Source organism: Streptomyces flaveus, from assembly GCF_014647675.1.
Lineage (GTDB): Bacteria > Actinomycetota > Actinomycetes > Streptomycetales > Streptomycetaceae > Streptomyces > Streptomyces flaveus.
The window spans coordinates 438,940-461,022 of sequence record NZ_BMPQ01000003.1; the positions used below are offsets into that span (position 1 = coordinate 438,940).

Sequence of the window (22,083 nt, forward strand, 5' to 3'; positions counted from 1 at the left end):
GTCAGCCGCCATGGACCTCGAGACGTTCCGCAAGCTGGCCATCGACCGGCGTGTCATCCCCGTCAGCCGCAAGCTCCTCGCGGACGGCGACACGCCCGTCGCGCTCTACCGCAAGCTCGCCGCCGAGCGCCCCGGCACCTTCCTGCTGGAGTCCGCCGAGAACGGCCGCTCCTGGTCCCGTTACTCCTTCGTGGGCGTCCGCTCCGCCGCGACTCTCACCGAGCGCGGCGGGCAGGCGCACTGGCTCGGCACCCCGCCCGTCGGTGTTCCCGTCGACGGGGACCCGCTGGCCGCCCTGCGCGCCACCGTCGAGGCGCTGCACACCCCGCACGACCTCGTCCACGACAGCGGACTGCCCCCGTTTACCGGCGGCATGGTCGGCTACCTCGGCTACGACATCGTGCGCCGCCTGGAGAAGATCGGCCCCGGCGAGCGCGACGACCTGAAACTTCCCGAGCTGACCATGCTGCTCACCAGCGACCTCGCGGTCCTGGACCACTGGGACGGCACGGTCCTGCTGATCGCCAACGCGATCAACCACAACGACCTCGACACGGGCGTCGACGAGGCCTACGAGGACGCCGTCGCCCGCCTGGACGCCATGGAGGCCGACCTCTCGCGCGCCGTCTCCCAGCCCCCGGCCGCGCTCCCGCCCTCCGAACTCCCCGAGTACACCGCGCTGTGGGGCGGCCCCGACTACCAGGTCGCCGTCGAGGACATCAAGGAGCGCATCCGGGCAGGCGAGGCCTTCCAGGTCGTACCTTCCCAGCGCTTCGAAACCCCTTGCACGGCAAGCGCGTTGGACGTCTACCGTGTACTGCGGGCGACCAATCCCTCCCCGTACATGTACCTCTTCCGCTTCGACGGCTTCGACGTCGTGGGCTCCTCCCCGGAGGCTCTCGTCAAGGTCGAGGACGGGCACGCGATGGTGCACCCCATCGCCGGTACGCGACCGCGCGGCGCGACCCCGCAGGAGGACCAGGCCCTCGCCGACGAACTCCTCGCCGACCCCAAGGAACGCGCCGAGCACCTGATGCTCGTCGACCTGGGACGCAACGACCTGGGCCGCGTCTGCGAGCCGGGTTCCGTCGAGGTCGTCGACTTCATGTCCATCGAGCGGTACTCGCACGTCATGCACATCGTCTCGACGGTGACCGGCAAGGTCGCACAGGGGCGTACGGCCTTCGACGTCCTGACCGCCTGCTTCCCCGCAGGCACCCTCTCCGGCGCCCCCAAGCCCCGCGCGATGCAGATCATCGACGAGCTGGAGCCGAGCCGCCGCGGCGTGTACGGCGGCTGCGTCGGCTACCTCGACTTCGCGGGCGACTCCGACACCGCCATCGCCATCCGTACGGCCCTGCTGCGGGACGGCACGGCGTACGTGCAGGCCGGCGCCGGAGTCGTCGCCGACTCGAACCCCGTGGCCGAGGACGACGAGTGCCGCAACAAGGCGGCGGCCGTCCTGCGTGCGGTGCATACGGCGAACCGGCTCGGACAATAGGGCACTTCTCACGTGGGCCCCGGGTGACCGTTCGCCCCGGGTCCAGGCGATAGTGGGGTACGTGACTGCTGTACCTCACTCCCGATCCGAAGCCGCCGGACCCGCCCGGTCCGGCCGCCGGAGCCTTGCCATCGCCCTGCTGTGCGGCGCGCTCGGCGCGGCCGTGGCGCTGCTCGCCACGCGGCAGGGCTGGTCGGAGGGCACCGCGACGGTGGCCGGCGGCGACTTCCCGCTGAAGGCCACGGGCAGCGACGTCACGGGTGTGCCCGCGTCCCTCGCCATAGTGGGCCTGGCCGCCCTCGTCGCCGTCTTCGCCGTCCGCCGCGCCGGGCGCTTCCTGGTCGCCGGGCTCCTCGCGCTCTCCGGCGCGGGTACCGTGGCCGCGGCCCTCCTCGGCGCCTCCGACAGCTCCGCACTCGACGACAAGGCCGCGCAGGCCTCCGGCGACACCGCCGCGACCGTCGACTCCATGAGCCATACCGCCTGGCCGTACGTCGCCGCCGCGGGCGGAGTGCTGCTCCTGCTCGCCGGACTGCTCGCGCTGCGCTACGGACGGCTGTGGCCGGCCATGTCGGGCCGGTACGAGCGGGACGGCACCCCCAGGCCCCGTAAGCCCAGGCCTGCCGCGGACCCGGACCGGCCCGAGGAGATGTGGAAGGCGCTGGACCGCGGCGAGGACCCCACGGGGGCCTAGCGCGGCTGCTGGAGGCAGGACCCCCGATCAACACGCACGCGCGCGTGCGGAACAATGGGCTTCGAGCGTCCGACTCACTCAGGCGACTCGCACAGGCACATACAGCCACACACGCAATCAGCAACGAGGAGCAAGTCATGGCGGGCAACCACCACGGTCACACCCCGGCCGCCTGGACCGGTGTCATCATCGTCTTCATCGGTTTCTGCGTCTCGGGTGCCTTCATGGTGCTGGCCAACCCGCTGGGCTTCTGGGCCGGCATGGTCATCTGCGTCCTCGGCGGAGTGGTCGGCATGGCCATGCGCGCGGCGGGCCTCGGCCAGCCGAAGTCCACCCACCCGCCGCACAAGGTGGCCTCCGAGAGCTGATCCTCCCCCACTCTCGGCTTCTCCCCCAGTGCCTTAAGGGCCTGGGGGACCCCCAGAGCGGGGGGACCCCCACCACGGCGACGAGTTAAGGCGGCACCGGCGCTGGAAGCCGGGGCCGCCTTTTGCTGTGCGCGGTTTCCTGTGCGCGAGGCAGAATGCGTTGAGTGGACCCCGAAAGCCAGAGGGCGACGTCCCCTCCCGGATCCGTGGTGCGGCGGCTCGCCGTGCCCGGCGGTGTGCTCGCGGCCGTCGCCGGCGCCTTCGCGTACGTCGCCGCCGTGGATCCGAACGAGCCGGGGCACTACCCCGCTTGCCCGCTGTTCCAGTACGCGGGCGTGTACTGCCCCGGCTGCGGCGGACTGCGCAGCGCGCACGCCTTCGTGCACGGGGACTTCGCGGCGGCGCTCCAGGCCAACGCGGTCGCGGTCGTGGCGTACTTCGTGTTCGCGGTGCTGTGGATCGTCTGGGCGGTCCGATCGGTCCGGGGCCGCCCGCTGAGCCTCGACTTGAGGACCGTTCACCTGTGGGGGCTCGGGGCGCTGTTGCTGGTCTTCACGGTTGTCCGGAACCTGCCGTTCGGTGGCTGGCTTCACCCTTGATCGACTGGCGAATGCCCAGTACGGGGGCACCTCCCGTCCGAGCCGTGCGAAGCTGGTTCGAGGGTGGGGGAGGGGCCGCCGTCAACCGGATGCGAGAGCTGAGCCCTCCTGCGGATACCATCGCAGTGACCATCGGTTTCGTCTGATGCGGGCGACCTTCGAATCAACCGCTCAGCAGCTCGACAGCTACAACCGTCCACCGTCAGGAAGGGGGCCGCTCGCGTGAGTGTGCTCGACGAGATCATCGACGGAGTCCGTGCCGACCTCGCGGAGCGGCAGGCACGCGTCAGCCTCGACGAGCTCAAGGAGCGTGCGGCGAAGGCTCCTGCGGCCAAGGACGGCGTGGCCGCCCTGCGCGGCGACGGCGTCAAGGTCATCTGCGAGGTGAAGCGTTCGAGCCCGTCCAAGGGCGCGCTCGCCGCGATCGCCGACCCGGCAGGGCTTGCGGCGGACTACGAGGCGGGCGGCGCGGCGGTGATCTCGGTACTGACCGAGCAGCGTCGCTTCGGAGGTTCGCTGGCCGACCTGGAGGCCGTCCGCGCCCGGGTGGACATCCCAATCCTGCGCAAGGACTTCATCGTCACGTCGTACCAGCTGTGGGAGGCACGGGCGTACGGCGCGGATCTGGCCCTGCTGATCGTCGCGGCCCTGGACCAGCCCGCCCTGGAGTCCCTCATCGAGCGCGCCGTGTCCATCGGGCTCACCCCGATCGTCGAGGTGCACGACGAGGACGAGGTCGAGCGTGCGGTGGAGGCCGGTGCGAAGGTCATCGGCGTCAACGCTCGCGACCTGAAGACCCTGAAGGTCGACCGCTCGACGTTCGACCGCATCGCCCCCGAGATCCCCGACACCATCGTCAAGATCGCCGAGTCCGGCGTCCGCGGCCCCCATGACCTCATCGCCTACGCCAACGCCGGTGCCGACGCGGTCCTGGTCGGCGAGTCCCTGGTCACGGGCCGCGACCCGAAGGCAGCGGTCTCCGACCTGGTGGCGGCGGGCGCGCACCCCGCGCTGCGGCACGGACGGGGCTGACGCTCCGGTGCACACCGTTTCCGACGCCGCCGCCACCCGTCCGGGCCTGCGCCCCGACGGGGACTCGGCGCGCGTACGGTCGGCTGCACCGCACGATCCGAGTGACGGCGTGGCCCTTCTCGGAGGGCGCCCGGTCGCGGCGGCCCCGCGTGCCGGGGAGGCCCGCCCCGGCGTATGCGCGGTCGCTCACCGCCTTGCGGCGCGCCCTGTTGTCGGTCATGGCACTTCGGCCGGCCTCGCGCCGCGGGGCCTCACCCGCCCCGGCTGCCTCGGGGCCCGTGCGGTCGCCGAGGCCCTCACGGCGGCCCGCGACCCCTACGCCCGCCTCGCCCGAGGCTGCCGCCCGCGCGGCTGCCGGGCACCCGCCCGCCGGGTCCACGGACGCCGGGTGCGGTACGTGATCGGCGACGAGCCGGGCCAGGTCAACGGGATGCGATGGCGTCGGCGCCTCGTGTGCCCACTCTGTTCGGAGCTCTGAGCCGCCGGTAGGCTCCGCCGGTTCGTTCCCGGGCGTGTCCCCTGTGGGCGCGCATCGGTCCGCCACGGACCGGGTGCGCCCCGCCTGGACGCCTCTGTCCCGCCGAGGCGGCGACCAGCCCCGTGGTTTCGGACCGTCGGATTCCGGCGGACCGCCACCCCGTGGCGGCAGCCAGAGCCCGCCGGAGGCACAGGCGGCAGCCACTGTCCGCCGAGGCGCAGGACGGCACCGACTCCCGCCGAAGGTGACGACGCCCCCGCAGGTGTCCCACCCGAGGCATACCGTGACCATTGTCAGACTCGAGACCTGGGGCCTCACGCCCCTGCGAGGTAACCGCATGCCCAGCGAGTTCTTCATTCCTGACCCGGAGGGTCAAGTCCCCACTGCCGAGGGCTACTTCGGCGTGTTCGGCGGCAAGTTCATCCCGGAGGCGCTGGTCGCCGCCGTGGACGAGGTCGCCGTGGAGTACGACAAGGCGAAGTCCGATCCGGAGTTCGCGCGCGAGCTGGACGACCTGCTCGTCAACTACACCGGGCGGCCGAGCGCCCTGACCGAGGTGCCCCGGTTCGCCGAACACGCCGGTGGCGCCCGGATCTTCCTCAAGCGGGAAGACCTGAACCACACCGGCTCGCACAAGATCAACAACGTGCTCGGCCAGGCCCTGCTCACCAAGCGCATGGGCAAGACCCGCGTCATCGCCGAGACCGGAGCCGGCCAGCACGGCGTCGCGACCGCCACCGCCTGCGCCCTCTTCGGCCTCGAGTGCACCATCTACATGGGCGAGATCGACACCCAGCGGCAGGCCCTCAACGTCGCCCGTATGCGCATGCTCGGCGCCGAGGTCATCGCCGTGAAGTCCGGCAGCCGGACGCTCAAGGACGCCATCAACGAGGCCTTCCGCGACTGGGTCGCCAACGTCGAGCACACGCACTACCTGTTCGGGACCGTGGCAGGCCCGCATCCCTTCCCCGCCATGGTGCGCGACTTCCACCGGGTGATCGGCGTCGAGGCCCGGCGCCAGCTCCTGGAGCGCGCCGGTCGTCTCCCCGACGCCGCCATCGCCTGCGTCGGCGGCGGCTCGAACGCCATCGGCCTCTTCCACGCGTTCATCCCCGACACGGACGTACGCCTCATCGGCTGCGAGCCGGCCGGCCACGGCATCGAGACCGGCGAGCACGCGGCCACCCTCACCGCCGGTGAGCCGGGCATCCTGCACGGTTCGAGGAGTTACGTCCTCCAGGACGAGGAAGGCCAGATCACCGAGCCGTACTCGATCTCGGCCGGGCTCGACTACCCGGGCATCGGCCCCGAGCACTCGTACCTCAAGGACAGCGGCCGCGGCGAGTACCGCGCCGTCACCGACGACGCGGCCATGCAGGCCCTGCGCCTGCTGTCCCGCACCGAGGGCATCATCCCGGCCATCGAGAGCGCGCACGCGCTCGCCGGTGCCCTGGAGGTGGGCCAGGAGCTGGGCAAGGACGGGCTGATCATCGTCAACCTGTCCGGACGCGGCGACAAGGACATGGACACGGCCGCCCGTTACTTCGGCCTGTACGACAAGGGCGCCGACGCCGTCGTCGCCGCGGATGCCGACAGTGACACCGCCGAGATCGAAGGGGACGCCAAGTGAGCGGCAACATCGAGCTGTTGAGCGACACCCTCGCGGCAGCGAAGACGGAGGGCCGGTCCGCCCTCATCGCGTACCTCCCGGCCGGCTTTCCGACCGTCGACGGCGGGATCGCCGCCATCAAGGCCGTCTTCGACGGCGGCGCCGATGTCGTCGAGGTCGGGCTGCCGCACAGCGACCCGGTCCTCGACGGCCCGGTCATCCAGACCGCCGACGACATCGCCCTGCGCGGCGGAGTCAGGATCGCGGACGTGATGCGCACGGTCCGAGAGGCCTACGAGGCGACCGGGAAGCCGGTACTCGTCATGACGTACTGGAACCCCATCGACCGCTACGGCGTCGAGCGCTTCACCGCCGAGCTGGCGGAAGCCGGCGGGGCGGGCTGCATCCTGCCCGACCTCCCGGTGCAGGAGTCGGCCCTCTGGAGGGAGCACGCCGAGAAGCACGACCTCGCGACCGTCTTCGTCGTCGCGCCCAGCAGCAAGGACGCCCGGCTCGCCCAGATCACCGCGGCGGGCTCCGGATTCGTGTACGCGGCCTCCCTGATGGGCGTCACCGGCACCCGCGAGTCGGTGGGCGCACAGGCGCAGGACCTCGTACACCGCACCAAGGCCACCACCGAACTGCCGGTCTGTGTCGGCCTCGGCGTCTCCAACGCCGGACAGGCCGCCGAGGTCGCCGGCTTCGCCGACGGCGTCATCGTCGGCTCGGCCTTCGTCAAGCGCATGCTGGACGCGCCGGACGAGACGGCGGCTCTGGAGGCCGTACGCGCACTCGCCGCGGACCTCGCGAAGGGCGTGCGCGGGACGGCGTGACGGGCGGTCCCTCAGACGGGGGAGAAACGGAAAATCCGCTCACTCGTACGGGTGGACCTGGGACCGGGGAGGCGCTTGTTGCCTCCCCGGTTCGTTCTGCCGGATGTGAGCGAGAAGAACCGTGAAGGAAAGCGCACCGCCCGCGAGCGGCTGGCGGCCGAGCGAGAGAAGCAGAAGGCCGGGGAGAGGCGCCGCCGTGCGCTGATCGTGAGCTCCACCGTGGTCTGCGTACTGGCACTGGCGGGTGTGATCGGCACCCTGGCCGCGAACGCGGGCAACGGCAAGGCAGATCCCGAGGGCCCGGTCAGAGCGCCCTCGAAGGCGACCGGCGGCGACAGTCCCGCCATCCCCGTGGGCAAGGAGAGCGCCAGATCGACGCTCACCGTGTGGGAGGACTTCCGCTGCCCGGCCTGCAAGAGCTTCGAGGACGCGTACCGCTCGACGATCCATGAGCTGACGGACTCCGGACAGCTGAAGGTCGAGTACCACCTCGCGACGCTGATCGACGGGAACATGGGCGGCAGCGGCTCCCTGCGCGCCGCCAACGCCTCGGCGTGCGCTCAGAACGCCGGGAAGTTCCCTGAGTACCACGACGTGCTGTTCCAGAACCAGCCTCCGGAGACGAGCGACGAGTTCGCCGACAACGGCAAGCTGATCGAGCTGGCGGGCAAGGTCGACGGACTCGACACCCCCACGTATCGGAAGTGCGTCGAGGACGGTACGCACAACAGCTGGGTCGCCAAGTCCAACAAGGCCTTCCAGGCCGGCGGTTTCCAGGGCACGCCGACGGTGCTGCTGAACGGCAAGAACATCTACCAGGACCGGGCGATGACCCCGGCGAAGCTGAAGCGGATGATCGAGGAGTCGGACAAGTCGTAGCGTCGGCGCGGGTTTCGGGGCCTGGGGCCCATGGCCCGTCATCCCGTTATGGAGCCGTAGCCCGGGCGGGTTGCCGCACTTCCCGCCCGGCAGGGTAGCGTCGACCCTGCCATGGAACTTGCCTCTTTCCCCAGCCCGTCGCGCGGAGTGTACGAACTCGGCGGTGTCATTCCGCTGCGCGGCTACGCGTTCTGCATCATCATCGGCGTCTTTCTGGCCGTCTGGCTCGGAAACAAACGGTGGATCGCCCGCGGCGGCCGGTCCGGCACCGTGGCCGACATCGCCGTGTGGGCGGTGCCGTTCGGTCTCGTCGGCGGCCGGCTGTACCACGTCATCACGGACTACCAGCTCTACTTCAGCGAGGGCGAGGACTGGGTCGACGCCTTCAAGATCTGGGAGGGCGGCCTCGGTATCTGGGGCGCCATCGCGCTGGGTGGCCTGGGAGCGTGGATCGGCTGCCGTCGCCGCGGGATCCCGCTGCCCGCCTGGGCCGACGCCGTCGCCCCGGGCATCGCTCTCGCGCAGGCCGTCGGCCGCTGGGGCAACTGGTTCAACCAGGAACTGTACGGGCGGGCCACGGACCTGCCCTGGGCAGTGAAGATCACGTCCTCGGACGACGGGCGCATTCCTGGCACGTACCACCCGACCTTCCTCTACGAGTCGTTGTGGTGCATCGGCGTAGCGCTGCTCGTGATCTGGGCCGACCGGCGCTTCAAGCTCGGGCACGGGCGGGCGTTCGCGCTGTACGTCGCCGCGTACTGCGCGGGCCGGTTCTGGATCGAGTACATGCGCGTCGACGAGGCCCATGAATTCCTCGGGCTGCGCCTGAACAACTGGACCGCGATCGTGGTCTTCCTCCTCGCCGTCCTCTACATCGTGCTGTCGGCCAAGAGGCGGCCGGGCCGGGAAGAGGTCGTCGAGCCGGCGGCTGTCGCCGACGGTCCGGCGGGCGACGCGGAGGCCTCCGGCGAGGAGTCGGCGAAGGGGTTCAAGAAGGCCGACGTCGCGGAGTCCTCTGACTCTTCTGACTCCTCCGATGCGAAGTCCGACGTGAAGGACGCCGAGTCGGCCAAGAAGACCTGACATCGGTTTGTACGTCGAAGGGGGCGCCCCGGTTGCTCGGGGCGCCCCCTTCGTCATGCCGACATCGCGCAAAAGCGCAGGGTAAGTACGGCCTTCCTTGCTGGCAGGGGCGAAATTCCCGGCGTACTTTTGATGTGGTCAAGACGTGGAATCAGTCCAGCAAAGCTCTCTGGGGGAACCGGCGTGGCCATCATCGAGACCGAAGCGAGCCTGCACGAAGCGCACCGCGACAACCACACCCACCGGGACGTCAACGGTGGCTGGCTGCGTCCCGCGGTCTTCGGCGCGATGGACGGTCTCGTCTCCAACCTGGCGCTGATGACGGGTGTGGCGGGCGGTGCCGTCGCCCACCAGACCGTCGTTCTCACCGGCCTTGCGGGACTCGCCGCCGGCGCCTTCTCCATGGCGGCCGGCGAGTACACCTCCGTCGCCTCGCAGCGCGAACTCGTCGAGGCCGAACTCGACGTGGAGCGCAGGGAGTTGCGCAAGCATCCCAAGGATGAGGAGCACGAGCTCGCCAAGCTGTACGAAGGCCGGGGTGTGACCCCGGAGCTCGCCCGCGAGGTGGCCGGGCAGCTGTCCAAGGATCCCGAGCAGGCCCTCGAGATCCACGCGCGCGAGGAGCTGGGTATCGACCCCGGCGACCTGCCCTCGCCGGCCGTGGCCGCCGCCTCCTCCTTCGGCTCGTTCGCGCTGGGCGCCCTGCTGCCCGTACTCCCGTATCTGCTCGGTGCGACCGCGCTGTGGCCGGCGGTGCTGCTGGCGCTGCTCGGGCTCTTCGCGTGCGGGGCGGTTGTGGCCAGGGTGACCGCGCGTTCCTGGTGGTACAGCGGGCTGCGGCAGCTCGCTCTGGGCGGTGCCGCGGCGGGTGTGACGTACGCCCTGGGCAGTTTGTTCGGTGCGGCCGTATGATGGATCGGCTGAGGGTTCTATGCATTGGGCTGCATAAGTAACTGTTACTCGGCGGTTTCGAATCCTTAACCACTGGGCATGAGCCGTAAGCGCTGCGGGCAATGAGGCCTGCTGTGCACCAGTGCGGTGGGCGACGTTGCCCGCCGCGAACCCGGACCGGCGGGCAGGATCTGTCCCCGTTGGCCCCCTTATTTCACCGCCACGAGCGGTACTCCCACCGCGACCCGCGGTGTCCGCATGTTGGAACGCGGTATCCGGTTCCCGAGAACCGCTCCATCATGTAACCTGCACGAAATTTTGATCTCAGCAGAGGGCCAGCGTCGTCCCTCGGCAATCTGCATATGCCACAACACGACGACGGGAGAGCCGATGCGTACGCCGCGCCAGCCGTCCCAGCATTCCGAGAACGGCCAGAAGTGGTCGTTCATGGATGCTCGCCCTGCTGCGCAGGGTATGTACGACCCCCGCAACGAGCACGACGCCTGTGGCGTCGGTTTCGTGGCGACCCTCACCGGCGAGGCGAGCCATACGCTGGTCGAGCAGGCGCTCACGGTTCTGCGCAACCTGGAGCACCGTGGTGCCACCGGCGCCGAGCCCGACTCGGGCGACGGTGCCGGCATCCTGTCCCAGGTCCCCGACGCCTTCTTCCGTGAGGTGGCCGGTTTCGCGCTGCCCGAGGCCGGTGCGTACGCGGTCGGTACCGCTTTCCTGCCCGAGCACAACGGGGCCGACGCCGTCGCGCGGATCGACGCGATCGCCGCCGAAGAGGGCCTGACCGTCCTCGGCTGGCGCGAGGTCCCGGTCGCCCCCGAACTCCTCGGCGCCACCGCCCGCTCCACGATGCCCGCCTTCCGGCAGATCTTCGTCAGCGACGGCGTCAGCAAGGGCATCGACCTCGACCGCAAGGCCTTTGTGCTGCGCAAGCGCGCCGAGCGTGAGGCCGACGTGTACTTCCCGTCGCTCTCCGCGCGCACCATCGTCTACAAGGGCATGCTGACCACCGGTCAGCTGGAGCCCTTCTTCCCGGACCTGTCCGACCGCCGCTTCGCCTCCGCGATCGCGCTCGTGCACTCCCGGTTCTCCACCAACACCTTCCCGAGCTGGCCGCTCGCGCACCCGTACCGCTTCGTCGCGCACAACGGCGAGATCAACACGGTCATGGGCAACCGCAACTGGATGCGCGCCCGCGAGTCCCAGCTGGTCTCCGATCTGTTCGGCCCGTCGGAGAAGCTGGAGCGGATCTTCCCGATCTGTACCCCGGACGCGTCCGACTCGGCGACCTTCGACGAGGTCCTGGAGCTGATCCACCTCGGCGGCCGTTCGCTGCCGCACTCCGTGCTGATGATGATCCCGGAGGCGTGGGAGAACCACGACTCCATGGACCCGGACCGGCGCGCCTTCTACCAGTTCCACTCCATGATGATGGAGCCCTGGGACGGCCCGGCCTGTGTCACCTTCACCGACGGCACCCAGGTCGGCGCGGTCCTCGACCGCAACGGCCTGCGCCCCGGCCGCTACTGGGTCACCGACGAGGGCCTCGTCGTCCTCGGCTCCGAGGTCGGCGTCCTCGACATCGACCCGGCGAAGGTCGTCCGCAAGGGCCGTCTGCAGCCCGGCCGGATGTTCCTCGTGGACACCGCCGAGCACCGCATCATCGAGGACGACGAGATCAAGGCCGAGCTCGCCGTCGAGAAGCCGTACGCGGACTGGCTGGAAGCCGGCGAGATCGAGCTCTCCGACCTGCCCGAGCGCGAGCACATCGTGCACACCCACGCCTCGGTCACCCGCCGCCAGCAGACCTTCGGCTACACCGAGGAGGAGCTGCGCGTCATCCTCGCGCCGATGGCCAAGACCGGCGGCGAGCCCCTCGGCTCCATGGGCACGGACTCGCCGATCGCGGCCCTGTCCGAGCGCCCGCGGCTGCTCTTCGACTACTTCACCCAGCTGTTCGCGCAGGTCACCAACCCGCCGCTGGACGCCATCCGCGAGGAGCTCGTCACCTCGCTGCGTTCGTCCCTCGGCCCCGCGGGCAACCTCCTGGAGCCCACCGCCGCGTCGTGCCGCAGTGTCACGCTGCCCTTCCCGGTGATCGACAACGACGAGCTGGCCAAGCTCATCCACATAAACGCCGACGGCGACATGCCGGGCATGAAGGCCGCGACCCTGTCGGGTCTCTACCGGGTCGGCGGAGGCGGCGACGCCCTCGCGGCCCGTATCGAGGAGATCTGCACCGAGGCCGACGCCGCCATAGAGAACGGCGCCCGCCTGATCGTCCTCTCGGACCGGCACTCCGACGCCGAGCACGCGCCGATCCCGTCGCTGCTGCTCACCGCGGCCGTCCACCACCACCTCATCCGTACGAAGCAGCGCACCCAGGTGGGCCTGCTCGTCGAGGCCGGTGACGTCCGCGAGGTCCACCACGTGGCCCTGCTCATCGGCTACGGCGCCGCGGCCGTGAACCCGTACCTGGCGATGGAGTCCGTCGAGGACCTCGTCCGCGCAGGGACGTTCCTGCCCGGCATCGAGCCCGAGAAGGCCATCCGCAACCTGATCTACGCCCTCGGCAAGGGCGTCCTGAAGGTCATGTCCAAGATGGGCATCTCGACCGTCGCCTCCTACCGCGGCGCCCAGGTCTTCGAGGCCGTCGGTCTCGACCAGGCCTTCGTCCAGAAGTACTTCAACGGCACCGCCACCAAGATCGGCGGCGTCGGCATCGACGTCATCGCCAAGGAGGTCGCCGCCCGCCACGCGAAGGCGTACCCGGCGAGCGGCATCGCGCCCGCGCACCGCGCCCTCGACATAGGCGGCGAGTACCAGTGGCGCCGCGAGGGCGAGCCTCACCTGTTCGACCCGGAGACGGTCTTCCGCCTCCAGCACTCCACGCGCAGCGGCAGCTACGACATCTTCAAGAAGTACACGGACCGCGTGAACGAGCAGTCCGAGCGGCTGATGACCCTGCGCGGGCTGTTCGGCTTCAAGTCGGGCCGCGAGCCGATCTCCATCGACGAGGTCGAGCCGGCGAGCGAGATCGTCAAGCGCTTCTCCACCGGCGCCATGTCGTACGGCTCCATCTCGAAGGAAGCGCACGAGACGCTCGCCATCGCGATGAACCAGCTGGGCGGCAAGTCCAACACCGGTGAGGGCGGCGAGGACGCGGACCGGCTGTACGACCCGGCGCGCCGTTCGTCGATCAAGCAGGTCGCCTCCGGCCGCTTCGGCGTGACGTCCGAGTACCTGGTCAACGCGGACGACATCCAGATCAAGATGGCCCAGGGCGCCAAGCCCGGCGAGGGCGGCCAGCTGCCCGGCCACAAGGTCTACCCATGGGTGGCCAAGACCCGGCACAGCACCCCCGGTGTCGGCCTGATCTCCCCGCCGCCGCACCACGACATCTACTCCATCGAGGACCTGGCCCAGCTGATCCACGACCTGAAGAACGCGAACCCGCAGGCGCGGATTCACGTGAAGCTGGTCTCCGAGGTCGGTGTCGGCACGGTCGCCGCGGGTGTCTCCAAGGCGCACGCGGACGTCGTACTGATCTCGGGTCACGACGGCGGTACGGGCGCGTCCCCGCTGACGTCGCTCAAGCACGCCGGTGGTCCCTGGGAGCTGGGCCTCGCCGAGACCCAGCAGACCCTCCTGCTCAACGGCCTGCGCGACCGCATCGTCGTGCAGACCGACGGCCAGCTGAAGACCGGCCGTGACGTCGTCATCGCCGCGCTGCTCGGCGCCGAGGAGTTCGGTTTCGCGACCGCGCCGCTCGTCGTGTCCGGCTGCGTCATGATGCGCGTCTGCCACCTGGACACCTGCCCGGTCGGCATCGCCACGCAGAACCCGACGCTCCGCGACCGGTTCACGGGCAAGGCCGAGTACGTCGTGAACTTCTTCCAGTTCATCGCCGAGGAGGTCCGCGAGATCCTCGCCGAGCTGGGCTTCCGCTCCATCGAGGAGGCCGTCGGCCACGCCGAGACGCTTGACGTCACGCGTGCCATCGACCACTGGAAGGCGCAGGGCCTGAACCTGGAGCCGCTGTTCCACGTGCCCGAGCTGCCCGAGGGCGCGGTGCGCCACCAGGTCATCGCGCAGGACCACGGCCTGGAGAAGGCGCTCGACAACGAGCTGATCAAGCTCTCCGCCGACGCCCTGGCCGCGGCCGGCGCGACCGACGCCCAGCCGGTCCGCGCCCAGGTCGCGATCCGCAACATCAACCGCACGGTCGGCACCATGCTCGGCCACGAGGTGACGAAGAAGTTCGGCGGCGCGGGTCTGCCCGACGACACCATCGACATCACCTTCACGGGTTCGGCGGGCCAGTCCTTCGGGGCCTTCCTGCCGCGCGGTGTGACGCTGCGCCTGGAGGGCGACGCCAACGACTACGTCGGCAAGGGCCTGTCCGGCGGCCGTGTGATCGTCCGCCCGGACCGGGGTGCCGACCACCTCGCCGAGTTCTCGACGATCGCGGGCAACACCATCGCGTACGGCGCGACCGGCGGCGAGCTGTTCCTCCGGGGCCGTACCGGCGAGCGGTTCTGCGTCCGCAACTCCGGCGCGACCGTCGTGTCCGAGGGCGTGGGCGACCACGGCTGCGAGTACATGACCGGCGGGCACGCGGTCGTCCTCGGCGAGACGGGTCGCAACTTCGCGGCCGGCATGTCGGGCGGCATCGCGTACGTCATCGACCTGGACCGCGACAACGTGAACGTCGGTAACGTCGGCGCCATCGAGAAGCTGGACGACACCGACAAGCAGTGGCTGCACGACGTGGTGCGCCGGCACGCGGAGGAGACCGGCTCCACGGTCGCCGGGAAGCTCCTCGCCGAGTGGTCCGAGTCGGTGGACCGCTTCAGCAAGATCATCCCCAGTACGTACAAGGCAGTGCTCGCCGCCAAGGACGCCGCCGAGCGAGCCGGGCTCTCCGAGTCCGAGATCACCGAGAAGATGATGGAGGCGGCGACCAATGGCTGATCCCAAGGGCTTTCTCAACCACGGCCGCGAGGTCGCCAGGACCCGTCCCGTCGAGGAGCGCGTCAAGGACTGGAACGAGGTCTACGTCCCCGGCTCGCTGCTGCCGATCATCTCCAAGCAGGCCTCGCGCTGCATGGACTGCGGTATCCCGTTCTGCCACAACGGCTGTCCGCTGGGGAACCTCATCCCCGAGTGGAACGACTACGCGTACCGCGAGGACTGGTCGGCGGCGTTGGAGCGGCTGCACGCCACGAACAACTTCCCGGAGTTCACCGGGCGACTGTGCCCCGCCCCGTGCGAGTCGGCGTGCGTCCTCGGCATCAACCAGCCCGCCGTGACCATCAAGAACGTCGAGGTCTCGATCATCGACAAGGCGTGGGACAGCGGCGATGTCGCGCCGCAGGCGCCGGAGCGGCTGTCCGGCAAGACGGTCGCGGTCATCGGCTCGGGCCCGGCCGGCCTGGCCGCCGCCCAGCAGCTGACGCGGGCCGGCCACACCGTCGCCGTCTACGAGCGAGCGGACCGTATCGGCGGTCTCCTGCGCTACGGCATCCCCGAGTTCAAGATGGAGAAGCGGCACATCAACCGCCGTATCGAGCAGATGCGCGCGGAGGGCACCCGCTTCCGTACGGGCATCGAGATCGGCCGCGACATGAAGGCGACGGATCTGCGCAAGCGGTACGACGCCGTGGTCATCGCGGCCGGGTCGACCGTCTCGCGTGACCTTCCCGTCCCCGGGCGTGAGCTGAACGGCATCCACTTCGCGATGGAGTACCTGCCGCTGGCCAACAAGGTGCAGGAGGGCGACTATGTGACGCCTCCGATCACCGCCGAGGGCAAGCACGTCGTGGTCATCGGCGGCGGCGACACGGGCGCGGACTGCGTGGGCACCGCCCACCGTCAGGGCGCGGCCTCCGTCACGCAGCTGGAGATCATGCCGCAGCCGGGCGAGGAGCGGAACCCCGGCCAGCCCTGGCCGACGTTCCCCATGCTCTACAAGGTCACCTCCGCACACGAGGAGGGCGGCGAGCGGATGTACTCCGTCTCCACCACCCACTTCGAGGGCGACGAGGACGGCAACGTGCAGTGGCTGCACCTTGTCGAGGTCGAGTTCGTGGACGGCAAGCTGAACCAGAAGCCTGGTACGGAGCGGAAGATTCCGGCTCAGCTGGTCACACTCGCGATGGGCTTCACCGGGATCGACCAGGAGAACGGGATGGTCTCGCAGTTCGGCCTGGACCTCGACGAGCGGGGCAATGTCGCCCGTGACGGCGACTTCCAGACGAGCGTTCCGGGTGTCTTCGTGGCGGGTGACGCCGGCCGCGGCCAGTCGCTGATCGTGTGGGCCATCGCGGAGGGCCGCTCGGCCGCCCGCGGCGTCGACCGCTTCCTCACGGGCGCGAGCGGCCTCCCGGCTCCCATCCGCCCGACGGACCGCGCACTCGCGGTCTGACGGCCCCTCCCAGAACGTCCCGTACAAAGGCGTACGGAACACCACGACGCCCGCCCCTTGTCCCCGACCGGACGCAGGGCGGGCGTTGTGGTGTTCCGCCCCGCTACCGGGTCACCCGGAACGTTTCCCCGTACATCGCCCACTCCAGCGGAGGCTTGAGGTCGAAGTTCCCGTCGTACAGGAAACGCCGCTGTGCCGTATCGATTCGGCTGGTGTCACGGTGGGACTTCTTGGACTTCATGGCCTTGCGGCGGGTGTCCAGGAAGATGTCGAGGTACGCCTTCTCCTTGCCGCCCTGCGCGGGCGTGTCCGCCTCGGAGACGGCGCGCTCACGCAGGGTGTAGAAGCCGGTCGGGCCGGTGCCGGGACCGTGCATGACCATGGCGTCGTAGTAGATGAACTGACCGAGCGTACCGAGACCGTCGAGCTTGGCGAGCCGCACCGCGGGGTCGAAGTAGATACGGTCGCGCACCTCGTTCTGGGCCTCACGGAAGGCCGCCACCTCCGCCTCCTTCTTCCAGGCAGCGGTGAACCCGGGGTCCAGGCCCTCGTGGGAATCCGTACCGTCCACCTTGCGCAGAGCGGGCAGATAACGTGCGAGCCCGTTGTCCGGGTGGTCCTTCGTATAGCGCTCGACGAGGACGAGGAGATCGTGGGTACCGGTGCAGAAGCCGATGATGCCCGCGGTGTAGCCCTGGCCGTCGCCGATGTCCTCGATGTAGCCGTACTGGCCGCGCCAGTTCAGTGTCGAGTTCTCCGCGCTCGTCACGATCTTGTTGGCGAGTTCCTTCTTCTCCGGCGCCGCGAGCCCGGGCGGCAGATTCGCGATCAGCGCATCCTCGGCCGCCCGCCCGGTCGGCTGCGTGGCCGACGGCTTTCCCCCGGAGCCGGAGCCGGAGCCGTCCGACTTCGTCTCGGGCGTGGAAAGGTAGACCGTGGCCGTCACAACGACGGGTACGGCAGCGAACAACAGGCAACCGGCACGCTTCATGGCGCTCAGGGTACGTTCCGCCGTACGCCGGCTTGGCGAGCGGTTCTCCCAGCTACGCTCACCCGGTCAGCCCTTGACCGAAAGGAGCCGCTGTGGCCGGGATCAGTCTCAGCAAGGTGGAGGAGACCGCGCCCGCGCTGGTCTCCCTCTACAAGAGCGCGGGAGCGAGCCTCGCCGAGCACGGGCTGAGCGGACAGCGGGCCGCCGTCTATCTCGTCGTCGACTACTCGGGCTCGATGAAGCCGTACTACAAGGACGGCAGCGTACAGGCGCTCGCCGACCGGGTGCTGGGCCTCTCGACGCACTTCGACGACGACGGGACCGTACCCGTGGTGTTCTTCTCCACGGACATCGACGCGGTGACGGACATCGCGCTCGACAACCACCAGGGCCGTATCGAACAGATCGTCGCGGGCCTCGGCCACATGGGCAAGACCAGCTATCACCTGGCCATGGACGCGGTCATCGACCACTACCTGGACAGCGGCTCCAAGGACCCGGCCCTGGTCGTCTTCCAGACCGACGGCGGCCCGATCAACAAGCTCGCCGCCGAGCGGTACCTGTGCAAGGCCGCGAAGCTCCCCCTCTTCTGGCAGTTCATCGGCTTCGGCGACGCGACGAGCAAGCAGTTCGACTTCCTCCGCAAGCTCGACGAACTGGCGGTGCCGGGCAAGCGGATCGTCGACAACGCCGGTTTCTTCCACGCCGGTGCGGATCCGCGACGGGTCTCCGACCGCGAGTTGTACGACCGTCTGGTGGCCGAGTTCCCGCAGTGGCTGTCGGCGGCCCGGGCCCGGGGCATCGTCGGCTGAAAGATCGCTAGCGACCCCGTTGGATTTGTGTGATCGTCGTGTCACTCTGGGAGGATCTGCGGCGAGAGGCGGCATATGGGCGCGCGATCGGCGGACCGGCACGGCAGCGGCGGGCGGCCGGTGCAGACGGGCAAGGGTGAGCGGCTGGCGGACTGGGCCGACGGACGGCTCGGGGTCTACGGGCTTGCCAAGTCCCAGATGCGCAAGGTGTTCCCGGACCACCCGTCCTTCATGCTGGGTGAGATCTGCCTCTACACCTTCCTCATCCTGATCCTCACGGGCGTCTACCTCACGCTGTTCTTCGAGCCGAGCAGCGCCGAGACCGTCTACCACGGTTCGTACGAGCCCCTGAACGGCATCATCATGACCAGGGCGTACGAGTCCACGCTCGACATCAGCTTCGACGTACGCGGTGGACTCCTCATCCGGCAGATCCACCACTGGGCGGCGGTCGTGTTCGTCGCCGGGATGCTGATCCACATGATGCGGGTGTTCTTCACCGGCGCCTTCCGCAAGCCGCGCGAGCTGAACTGGCTGTTCGGCTGGACGCTGCTGTTCCTCGGCATCATCACCGGACTGACCGGCTACTCGCTCCCCGACGACCTGCTCTCCGGCACGGGCCTGCGCTTCGCCCAGGGCGCGATCCTGTCGGTGCCGGTCGTGGGAACGTATCTCTCCTTCTTCCTCTTCGGCGGAGAGTTCCCCGGGGACGACATCATCTCCCGGCTGTACCCGATCCACATTCTCCTGCTGCCCGGGATCATGCTCGGCCTGGTGGTCGCCCATCTGATCCTGGTCTTCTACCACAAGCACACGCAGTTCCCCGGGCCCGGACGCGACCAGAAGTCCGTGGTCGGCATGCCGTTCCTGCCGGTCTACATGGCCAAGGCGGGCGGCTTCTTCTTCCTGGTCTTCGGTGTGCTTTCGGTGATGGGCGCGATCGCGACCATCAACCCCGTGTGGGCCTTCGGCCCCTACCGGGCCGACCTGGTCACCACCGGCGCCCAGCCCGACTGGTACCTCGGCTTCTCCGAGGGCCTGATCCGGGTGATGCCGGGATGGGAGATCAACGCCTTCGGCCACACCCTGGCGCTGGGCGTCTTCATCCCCTTCTCCCTCTTCCCGCTGCTCATGCTGGCGATCGGCGTGTACCCGTTCATCGAGGCCTGGATCACCGGCGACAAACGCGAGCACCACATCCTGGACCGCCCGCGCAACGTGCCCACGCGCACCGGCCTCGGCGTGGCCTGGCTGAGTCTGTACGGGGTGCTGCTGATCGGCGGCGGCAACGACATCGTGGCCACGCGTTTCCATCTGTCGATCAACGTGATCACGTGGGCCGTACGGATCGGCTTCTTCGTGGTGCCCGTCCTCGCCTTCATCATCACCAGACGGATCTGTCTGGGGCTGCAACGCCGCGACCGGGACAAGGTGCTGCACGGCAGGGAGTCCGGCACCATCAAGCGGCTGCCGAACGGCGAGTTCGTCGAGGTGCACGAACCGCTCTCGCAGGCACAGCGGTTCACCCTCACCCAGCACGAGCAGGCCCCGCCGTACGAGGTGGGCCCGACTGTCGACGCGAACGGCGTCGTCCGGAAGGTCAGACCCGCGGAGCGGCTGCGCGCCCGGCTCGCCCGCGCCATGTACGGACCGCACACGCACATCCCCAAACCAACCCCCGAGGAGTACCGGGAGCTCACGAGCGGCGACCATCACCACTGAGCCCGCTGTCGAGCACCATGGCTCGGCACTCGCCCGGGGTGCCCCAGGCGGTTCGCAGGGCGCGTGCCTTGGTCAGCCACAGGGACAGGTCGTACTCCGCGGTGTAGCCGATCGCGCCGTGCAGTTGCAGCGCCGTGCGCGCCGTGGCGTACGCCGCCTCACACGCCGTGACCTTGGCCGCGGCGACATCGGCCGGGTCCATGGACAGCGCGGCGCCGAAGACGAGCGGGCGCGTGAACTCCAACGCGATCTTCGCATCGGCCAGTTGATGCTTGACCGCCTGGAACGAGCCTATGGGCACGCCGAACTGGACGCGCTGCTTGACGTACGCGACCGTCCTGTCGAGGAGGGCGAGTCCCACCCCCAAGGCCTGCGCGGCGGTGGCGAGCCGGGCCCAGGTGAGGGCCCGGGGGAGGGGCTGGTTCCTGGCGAGGAGTTCACCGCCGGGGTCGAGGCGGGTGAGGCGGCGGGCCGGGTCCAGGGATGTACGTACCGGGCCGTGCCCGGGGGCCAGGCGCAGTGCCTCGCCGTCGACCGTGAGAAGGACCGTGGCCACGTCTCCGTCCAGGGCGTACGAGCCTTCCGACGCCACCGTCGCGATCACCTCGCCGGACGCCAGCGCCGGGAGCAGCCGCTTGGCGGCCTCCGGCTCGGTGAGCAGCACGGCCGCCGCCACCGTCTCGACCAGCGGTCCCGGCGCCGCATGTCGGCCCAACTCCACGAAGGCGACGGCCAGTTCGACGGGCAGCGGCCCGACTCCCTCGTACGCCTCCGGAACCGCCAGCGCGAACACTCCCGCCTCCGCGATACGGGTCCACAGCGCGCGCCCGGCCGTGGGGTCCCCGGCGCTCCAGGACCGTATGACCGACGGGGTGTCCGCGGCCGTCAGCATCGCGTCCAGCGAGCGGGCGAAGGCCTGCTGCTCGTCGTCGAGGAGGAAGCGCATCAGCGGCGTCCCTTCGGCAGGCTGAGGAGGCGCTCGGCGATGATGTCGCGCTGGATCTCGTTGGTGCCGGCGTAGACGGGGCCGGCGAGCGAGAAGACGTAGCCCTCGCACCAGTCGGTGTCCGCCAGCTCGCCCTCCGCGCCCAGCAGATCTAGCGCCGTCTCGTGCAGGGCGATGTCGTACTGCGACCAGAAGACCTTGTTCAGGCTGGACTCGGGGCCGAGGGGCTCGCCCTGGAGGAAGCGGGAGGCGTGGGCGTACGTGAAGAGCTGATACGCGCGGGCGCCGATCACCGCGTCCGCCACGCGGTCGCGCAGGGCCGTGTCGGACGGGTCGCCGTGCGCCTGCCACAGGTCGACGAGCCGGTCGGCGGCGGCGAGGAAACGGCCGGGGGAGCGGAGGGTCAGACCGCGTTCGTTGCCCGCTGTCGACATGGCGACCCGCCAGCCCTGGCCGGGCTCGCCGATCACGTCCTCGTCCGGCACGAAGACCTCGTCCAGGAAGAGTTCCGCGAAGGCAGGCTTCCCGTCGAGGCGGCCTATGGGGCGGACGGTGACGCCCGGCGCGCGCAGGTCGAACATCACGTACGTGAGCCCCTGGTGGGGCTTCGGGGTGTCCGGCTCACTGCGGAACAGGCCGAACGCGCGGTCGGCGAACGCGGCCCGCGACGACCACGTCTTCTGCCCGCTCAAGCGCCAGCCCCCGTCCGTGCGCACCGCCCTTGACCTGAGCGAGGCCAGGTCCGAACCGGCCTCGGGCTCGGACCACGCCTGCGCCCAGATCACCTCGCCGGATGCCATGGGCGGCAGGATCCGGGCGCGCTGCTCCTCGGTGCCGTGATCGAAGAGGGTGGGGGCGAGGAGGCTGATGCCGTTCTGGCCGACGCGGCCGGGGGCGCCCGCCGCGTAGTACTCCTCCTCGAAGATCAGCCACTTGAGGATGTCGACGCCCCGGCCGCCGTACGCGACCGGCCAGGACACCGCCGACCAGCGGTCCGCGGCCAGTTCGGCCTCCCACGCGCGGTGTGCCGCGAAGCCCTCCTCGGTCTCCAGGGAGGGGAGGGGCTCGGGCGGTACGTGCGCGGCGAGCCAGGCGTGGGCTTCGGCGCGGAACGCCTCGTCGGCGGGGGAGTGGTTCAGGTCCACGGTCACCTTCCTCGGAGTTCCCAGGAGTTTCTAGAAGTTCATCGGAGTCCCTCGAGGCTCC

Annotated in this window: 17 protein-coding genes and 1 pseudogene; 15 read left to right on the plus strand and 3 right to left on the minus strand. The window is 69.9% G+C overall.

The features are described 5' to 3' along the window. Positions 1-10 precede the first annotated feature (10 nt). The 13 genes and pseudogenes from IEZ21_RS08725 to IEZ21_RS08785 all read left to right on the plus strand — a co-directional run bounded on the left by IEZ21_RS08725 (position 11) and on the right by IEZ21_RS08785 (position 16,406). The gene (locus IEZ21_RS08725; protein ID WP_189321275.1) at positions 11-1,501 is read left to right on the plus strand and encodes an anthranilate synthase component I; all 1,491 of its coding nucleotides are present in this window, start codon (positions 11-13) and stop codon (positions 1,499-1,501) included. Positions 1,502-1,553: 52 nt separating this feature from the next. Then, positions 1,554-2,195: a TIGR02234 family membrane protein gene (locus tag IEZ21_RS08730; protein WP_189321276.1), complete on the plus strand. Its 642-nt coding sequence runs from the start codon at positions 1,554-1,556 to the stop codon at positions 2,193-2,195. 137 nt (positions 2,196-2,332) lie between these two features. After that, positions 2,333-2,563, plus strand: a complete 231-nt coding sequence (locus IEZ21_RS08735) for an HGxxPAAW family protein (protein ID WP_033318037.1) — start codon at positions 2,333-2,335, stop codon at positions 2,561-2,563. A gap of 164 nt (positions 2,564-2,727) precedes the next feature. Further along, on the plus strand, positions 2,728-3,162 hold the full coding sequence (locus IEZ21_RS08740; protein ID WP_189321277.1) for a DUF2752 domain-containing protein: 435 nt from the start codon (positions 2,728-2,730) through the stop codon (positions 3,160-3,162). A gap of 222 nt (positions 3,163-3,384) precedes the next feature. Beyond that, positions 3,385-4,194, plus strand: coding sequence for an indole-3-glycerol phosphate synthase TrpC (trpC, locus tag IEZ21_RS08745; protein ID WP_189321278.1), 810 nt, complete (start codon positions 3,385-3,387; stop codon positions 4,192-4,194). Between the two features lie 247 nt (positions 4,195-4,441). Next, positions 4,442-4,672, plus strand: a pseudogene (gene trpM / locus IEZ21_RS48600) (tryptophan biosynthesis modulator TrpM); the annotation flags it as partial. Between the two features lie 337 nt (positions 4,673-5,009). Beyond that, complete coding sequence (trpB, locus tag IEZ21_RS08755) at positions 5,010-6,302, plus strand: tryptophan synthase subunit beta (protein ID WP_033318034.1); 1,293 nt, start codon at positions 5,010-5,012, stop codon at positions 6,300-6,302. Next, positions 6,299-7,114: a tryptophan synthase subunit alpha gene (gene trpA / locus IEZ21_RS08760; protein WP_189321279.1), complete on the plus strand. Its 816-nt coding sequence runs from the start codon at positions 6,299-6,301 to the stop codon at positions 7,112-7,114. The genes trpB and trpA overlap by 4 nt, the downstream gene beginning before the upstream one ends. Positions 7,115-7,219: 105 nt before the next feature. Further along, positions 7,220-7,993, plus strand: coding sequence for a DsbA family protein (locus IEZ21_RS08765; protein WP_189321280.1), 774 nt, complete (start codon positions 7,220-7,222; stop codon positions 7,991-7,993). Positions 7,994-8,104: 111 nt separating this feature from the next. Then, positions 8,105-9,076 (plus strand): prolipoprotein diacylglyceryl transferase, encoded by a 972-nt coding sequence (gene lgt / locus IEZ21_RS08770; protein ID WP_189321281.1) that lies wholly within the window; start codon positions 8,105-8,107, stop codon positions 9,074-9,076. A 183-nt stretch (positions 9,077-9,259) separates the two neighbouring features. Next, positions 9,260-9,988, plus strand: a complete 729-nt coding sequence (locus tag IEZ21_RS08775; RefSeq protein ID WP_189321282.1) for a VIT1/CCC1 transporter family protein — start codon at positions 9,260-9,262, stop codon at positions 9,986-9,988. Positions 9,989-10,357: 369 nt separating this feature from the next. Then, entirely contained in the window at positions 10,358-14,953 is a 4,596-nt protein-coding gene (gene gltB / locus IEZ21_RS08780) for a glutamate synthase large subunit (protein ID WP_189321283.1), read from the plus strand. Beyond that, positions 14,946-16,406, plus strand: a complete 1,461-nt coding sequence (locus IEZ21_RS08785; protein WP_189321284.1) for a glutamate synthase subunit beta — start codon at positions 14,946-14,948, stop codon at positions 16,404-16,406. The genes gltB and IEZ21_RS08785 overlap by 8 nt, the downstream gene beginning before the upstream one ends. Before the next feature lie 103 nt (positions 16,407-16,509). Here the strand turns inward: IEZ21_RS08785 and IEZ21_RS08790 are convergent, their stop codons facing one another. Then, positions 16,510-17,397: a chitosanase gene (locus IEZ21_RS08790; RefSeq protein WP_246567425.1), complete on the minus strand. Its 888-nt coding sequence runs from the start codon at positions 17,395-17,397 to the stop codon at positions 16,510-16,512. A gap of 92 nt (positions 17,398-17,489) precedes the next feature. On the opposite strand from IEZ21_RS08790, the gene IEZ21_RS08795 reads away from it, so the two are divergent. After that, entirely contained in the window at positions 17,490-18,209 is a 720-nt protein-coding gene (locus tag IEZ21_RS08795) for a vWA domain-containing protein (protein WP_189321285.1), read from the plus strand. A 75-nt stretch (positions 18,210-18,284) separates the two neighbouring features. Next, positions 18,285-19,931 (plus strand): cytochrome bc1 complex cytochrome b subunit, encoded by a 1,647-nt coding sequence (gene qcrB, locus IEZ21_RS08800; RefSeq protein WP_189321286.1) that lies wholly within the window; start codon positions 18,285-18,287, stop codon positions 19,929-19,931. Here qcrB and IEZ21_RS08805 read toward each other — a convergent pair. Together IEZ21_RS08805 and IEZ21_RS08810 are read right to left on the minus strand one after the other, a co-directional pair. Further along, positions 19,906-20,877: an acyl-CoA dehydrogenase family protein gene (locus IEZ21_RS08805; protein WP_189321287.1), complete on the minus strand. Its 972-nt coding sequence runs from the start codon at positions 20,875-20,877 to the stop codon at positions 19,906-19,908. The genes qcrB and IEZ21_RS08805 overlap by 26 nt on opposite strands. After that, the gene (locus tag IEZ21_RS08810) at positions 20,877-22,022 is read right to left on the minus strand and encodes an acyl-CoA dehydrogenase family protein (RefSeq protein WP_189321288.1); all 1,146 of its coding nucleotides are present in this window, start codon (positions 22,020-22,022) and stop codon (positions 20,877-20,879) included. Before IEZ21_RS08810 ends, IEZ21_RS08805 begins: the two co-directional genes overlap by 1 nt. Between the last annotated feature and the right edge of the window lie 61 nt (positions 22,023-22,083).

What these genes read in the sequence shown, in the direction of transcription:
- IEZ21_RS08725 (WP_189321275.1), top strand. Translation starts at nt 11, where the DNA reads ATGGACCTCGAGACGTTCCGCAAGCTGGCCATCGACCGGCGTGTCATC.
- IEZ21_RS08735 (WP_033318037.1), top strand. Translation starts at nt 2,333, where the DNA reads ATGGCGGGCAACCACCACGGTCACACCCCGGCCGCCTGGACCGGTGTC.
- trpB (WP_033318034.1), top strand. Translation starts at nt 5,010, where the DNA reads ATGCCCAGCGAGTTCTTCATTCCTGACCCGGAGGGTCAAGTCCCCACT.
- lgt (WP_189321281.1), top strand. Translation starts at nt 8,105, where the DNA reads ATGGAACTTGCCTCTTTCCCCAGCCCGTCGCGCGGAGTGTACGAACTC.
- gltB (WP_189321283.1), top strand. Translation starts at nt 10,358, where the DNA reads ATGCGTACGCCGCGCCAGCCGTCCCAGCATTCCGAGAACGGCCAGAAG.
- IEZ21_RS08785 (WP_189321284.1), top strand. Translation starts at nt 14,946, where the DNA reads ATGGCTGATCCCAAGGGCTTTCTCAACCACGGCCGCGAGGTCGCCAGG.
- IEZ21_RS08790 (WP_246567425.1), bottom strand. Translation starts at nt 17,397, where the DNA reads ATGAAGCGTGCCGGTTGCCTGTTGTTCGCTGCCGTACCCGTCGTTGTG.
- qcrB (WP_189321286.1), top strand. Translation starts at nt 18,285, where the DNA reads ATGGGCGCGCGATCGGCGGACCGGCACGGCAGCGGCGGGCGGCCGGTG.
- IEZ21_RS08805 (WP_189321287.1), bottom strand. Translation starts at nt 20,877, where the DNA reads ATGCGCTTCCTCCTCGACGACGAGCAGCAGGCCTTCGCCCGCTCGCTG.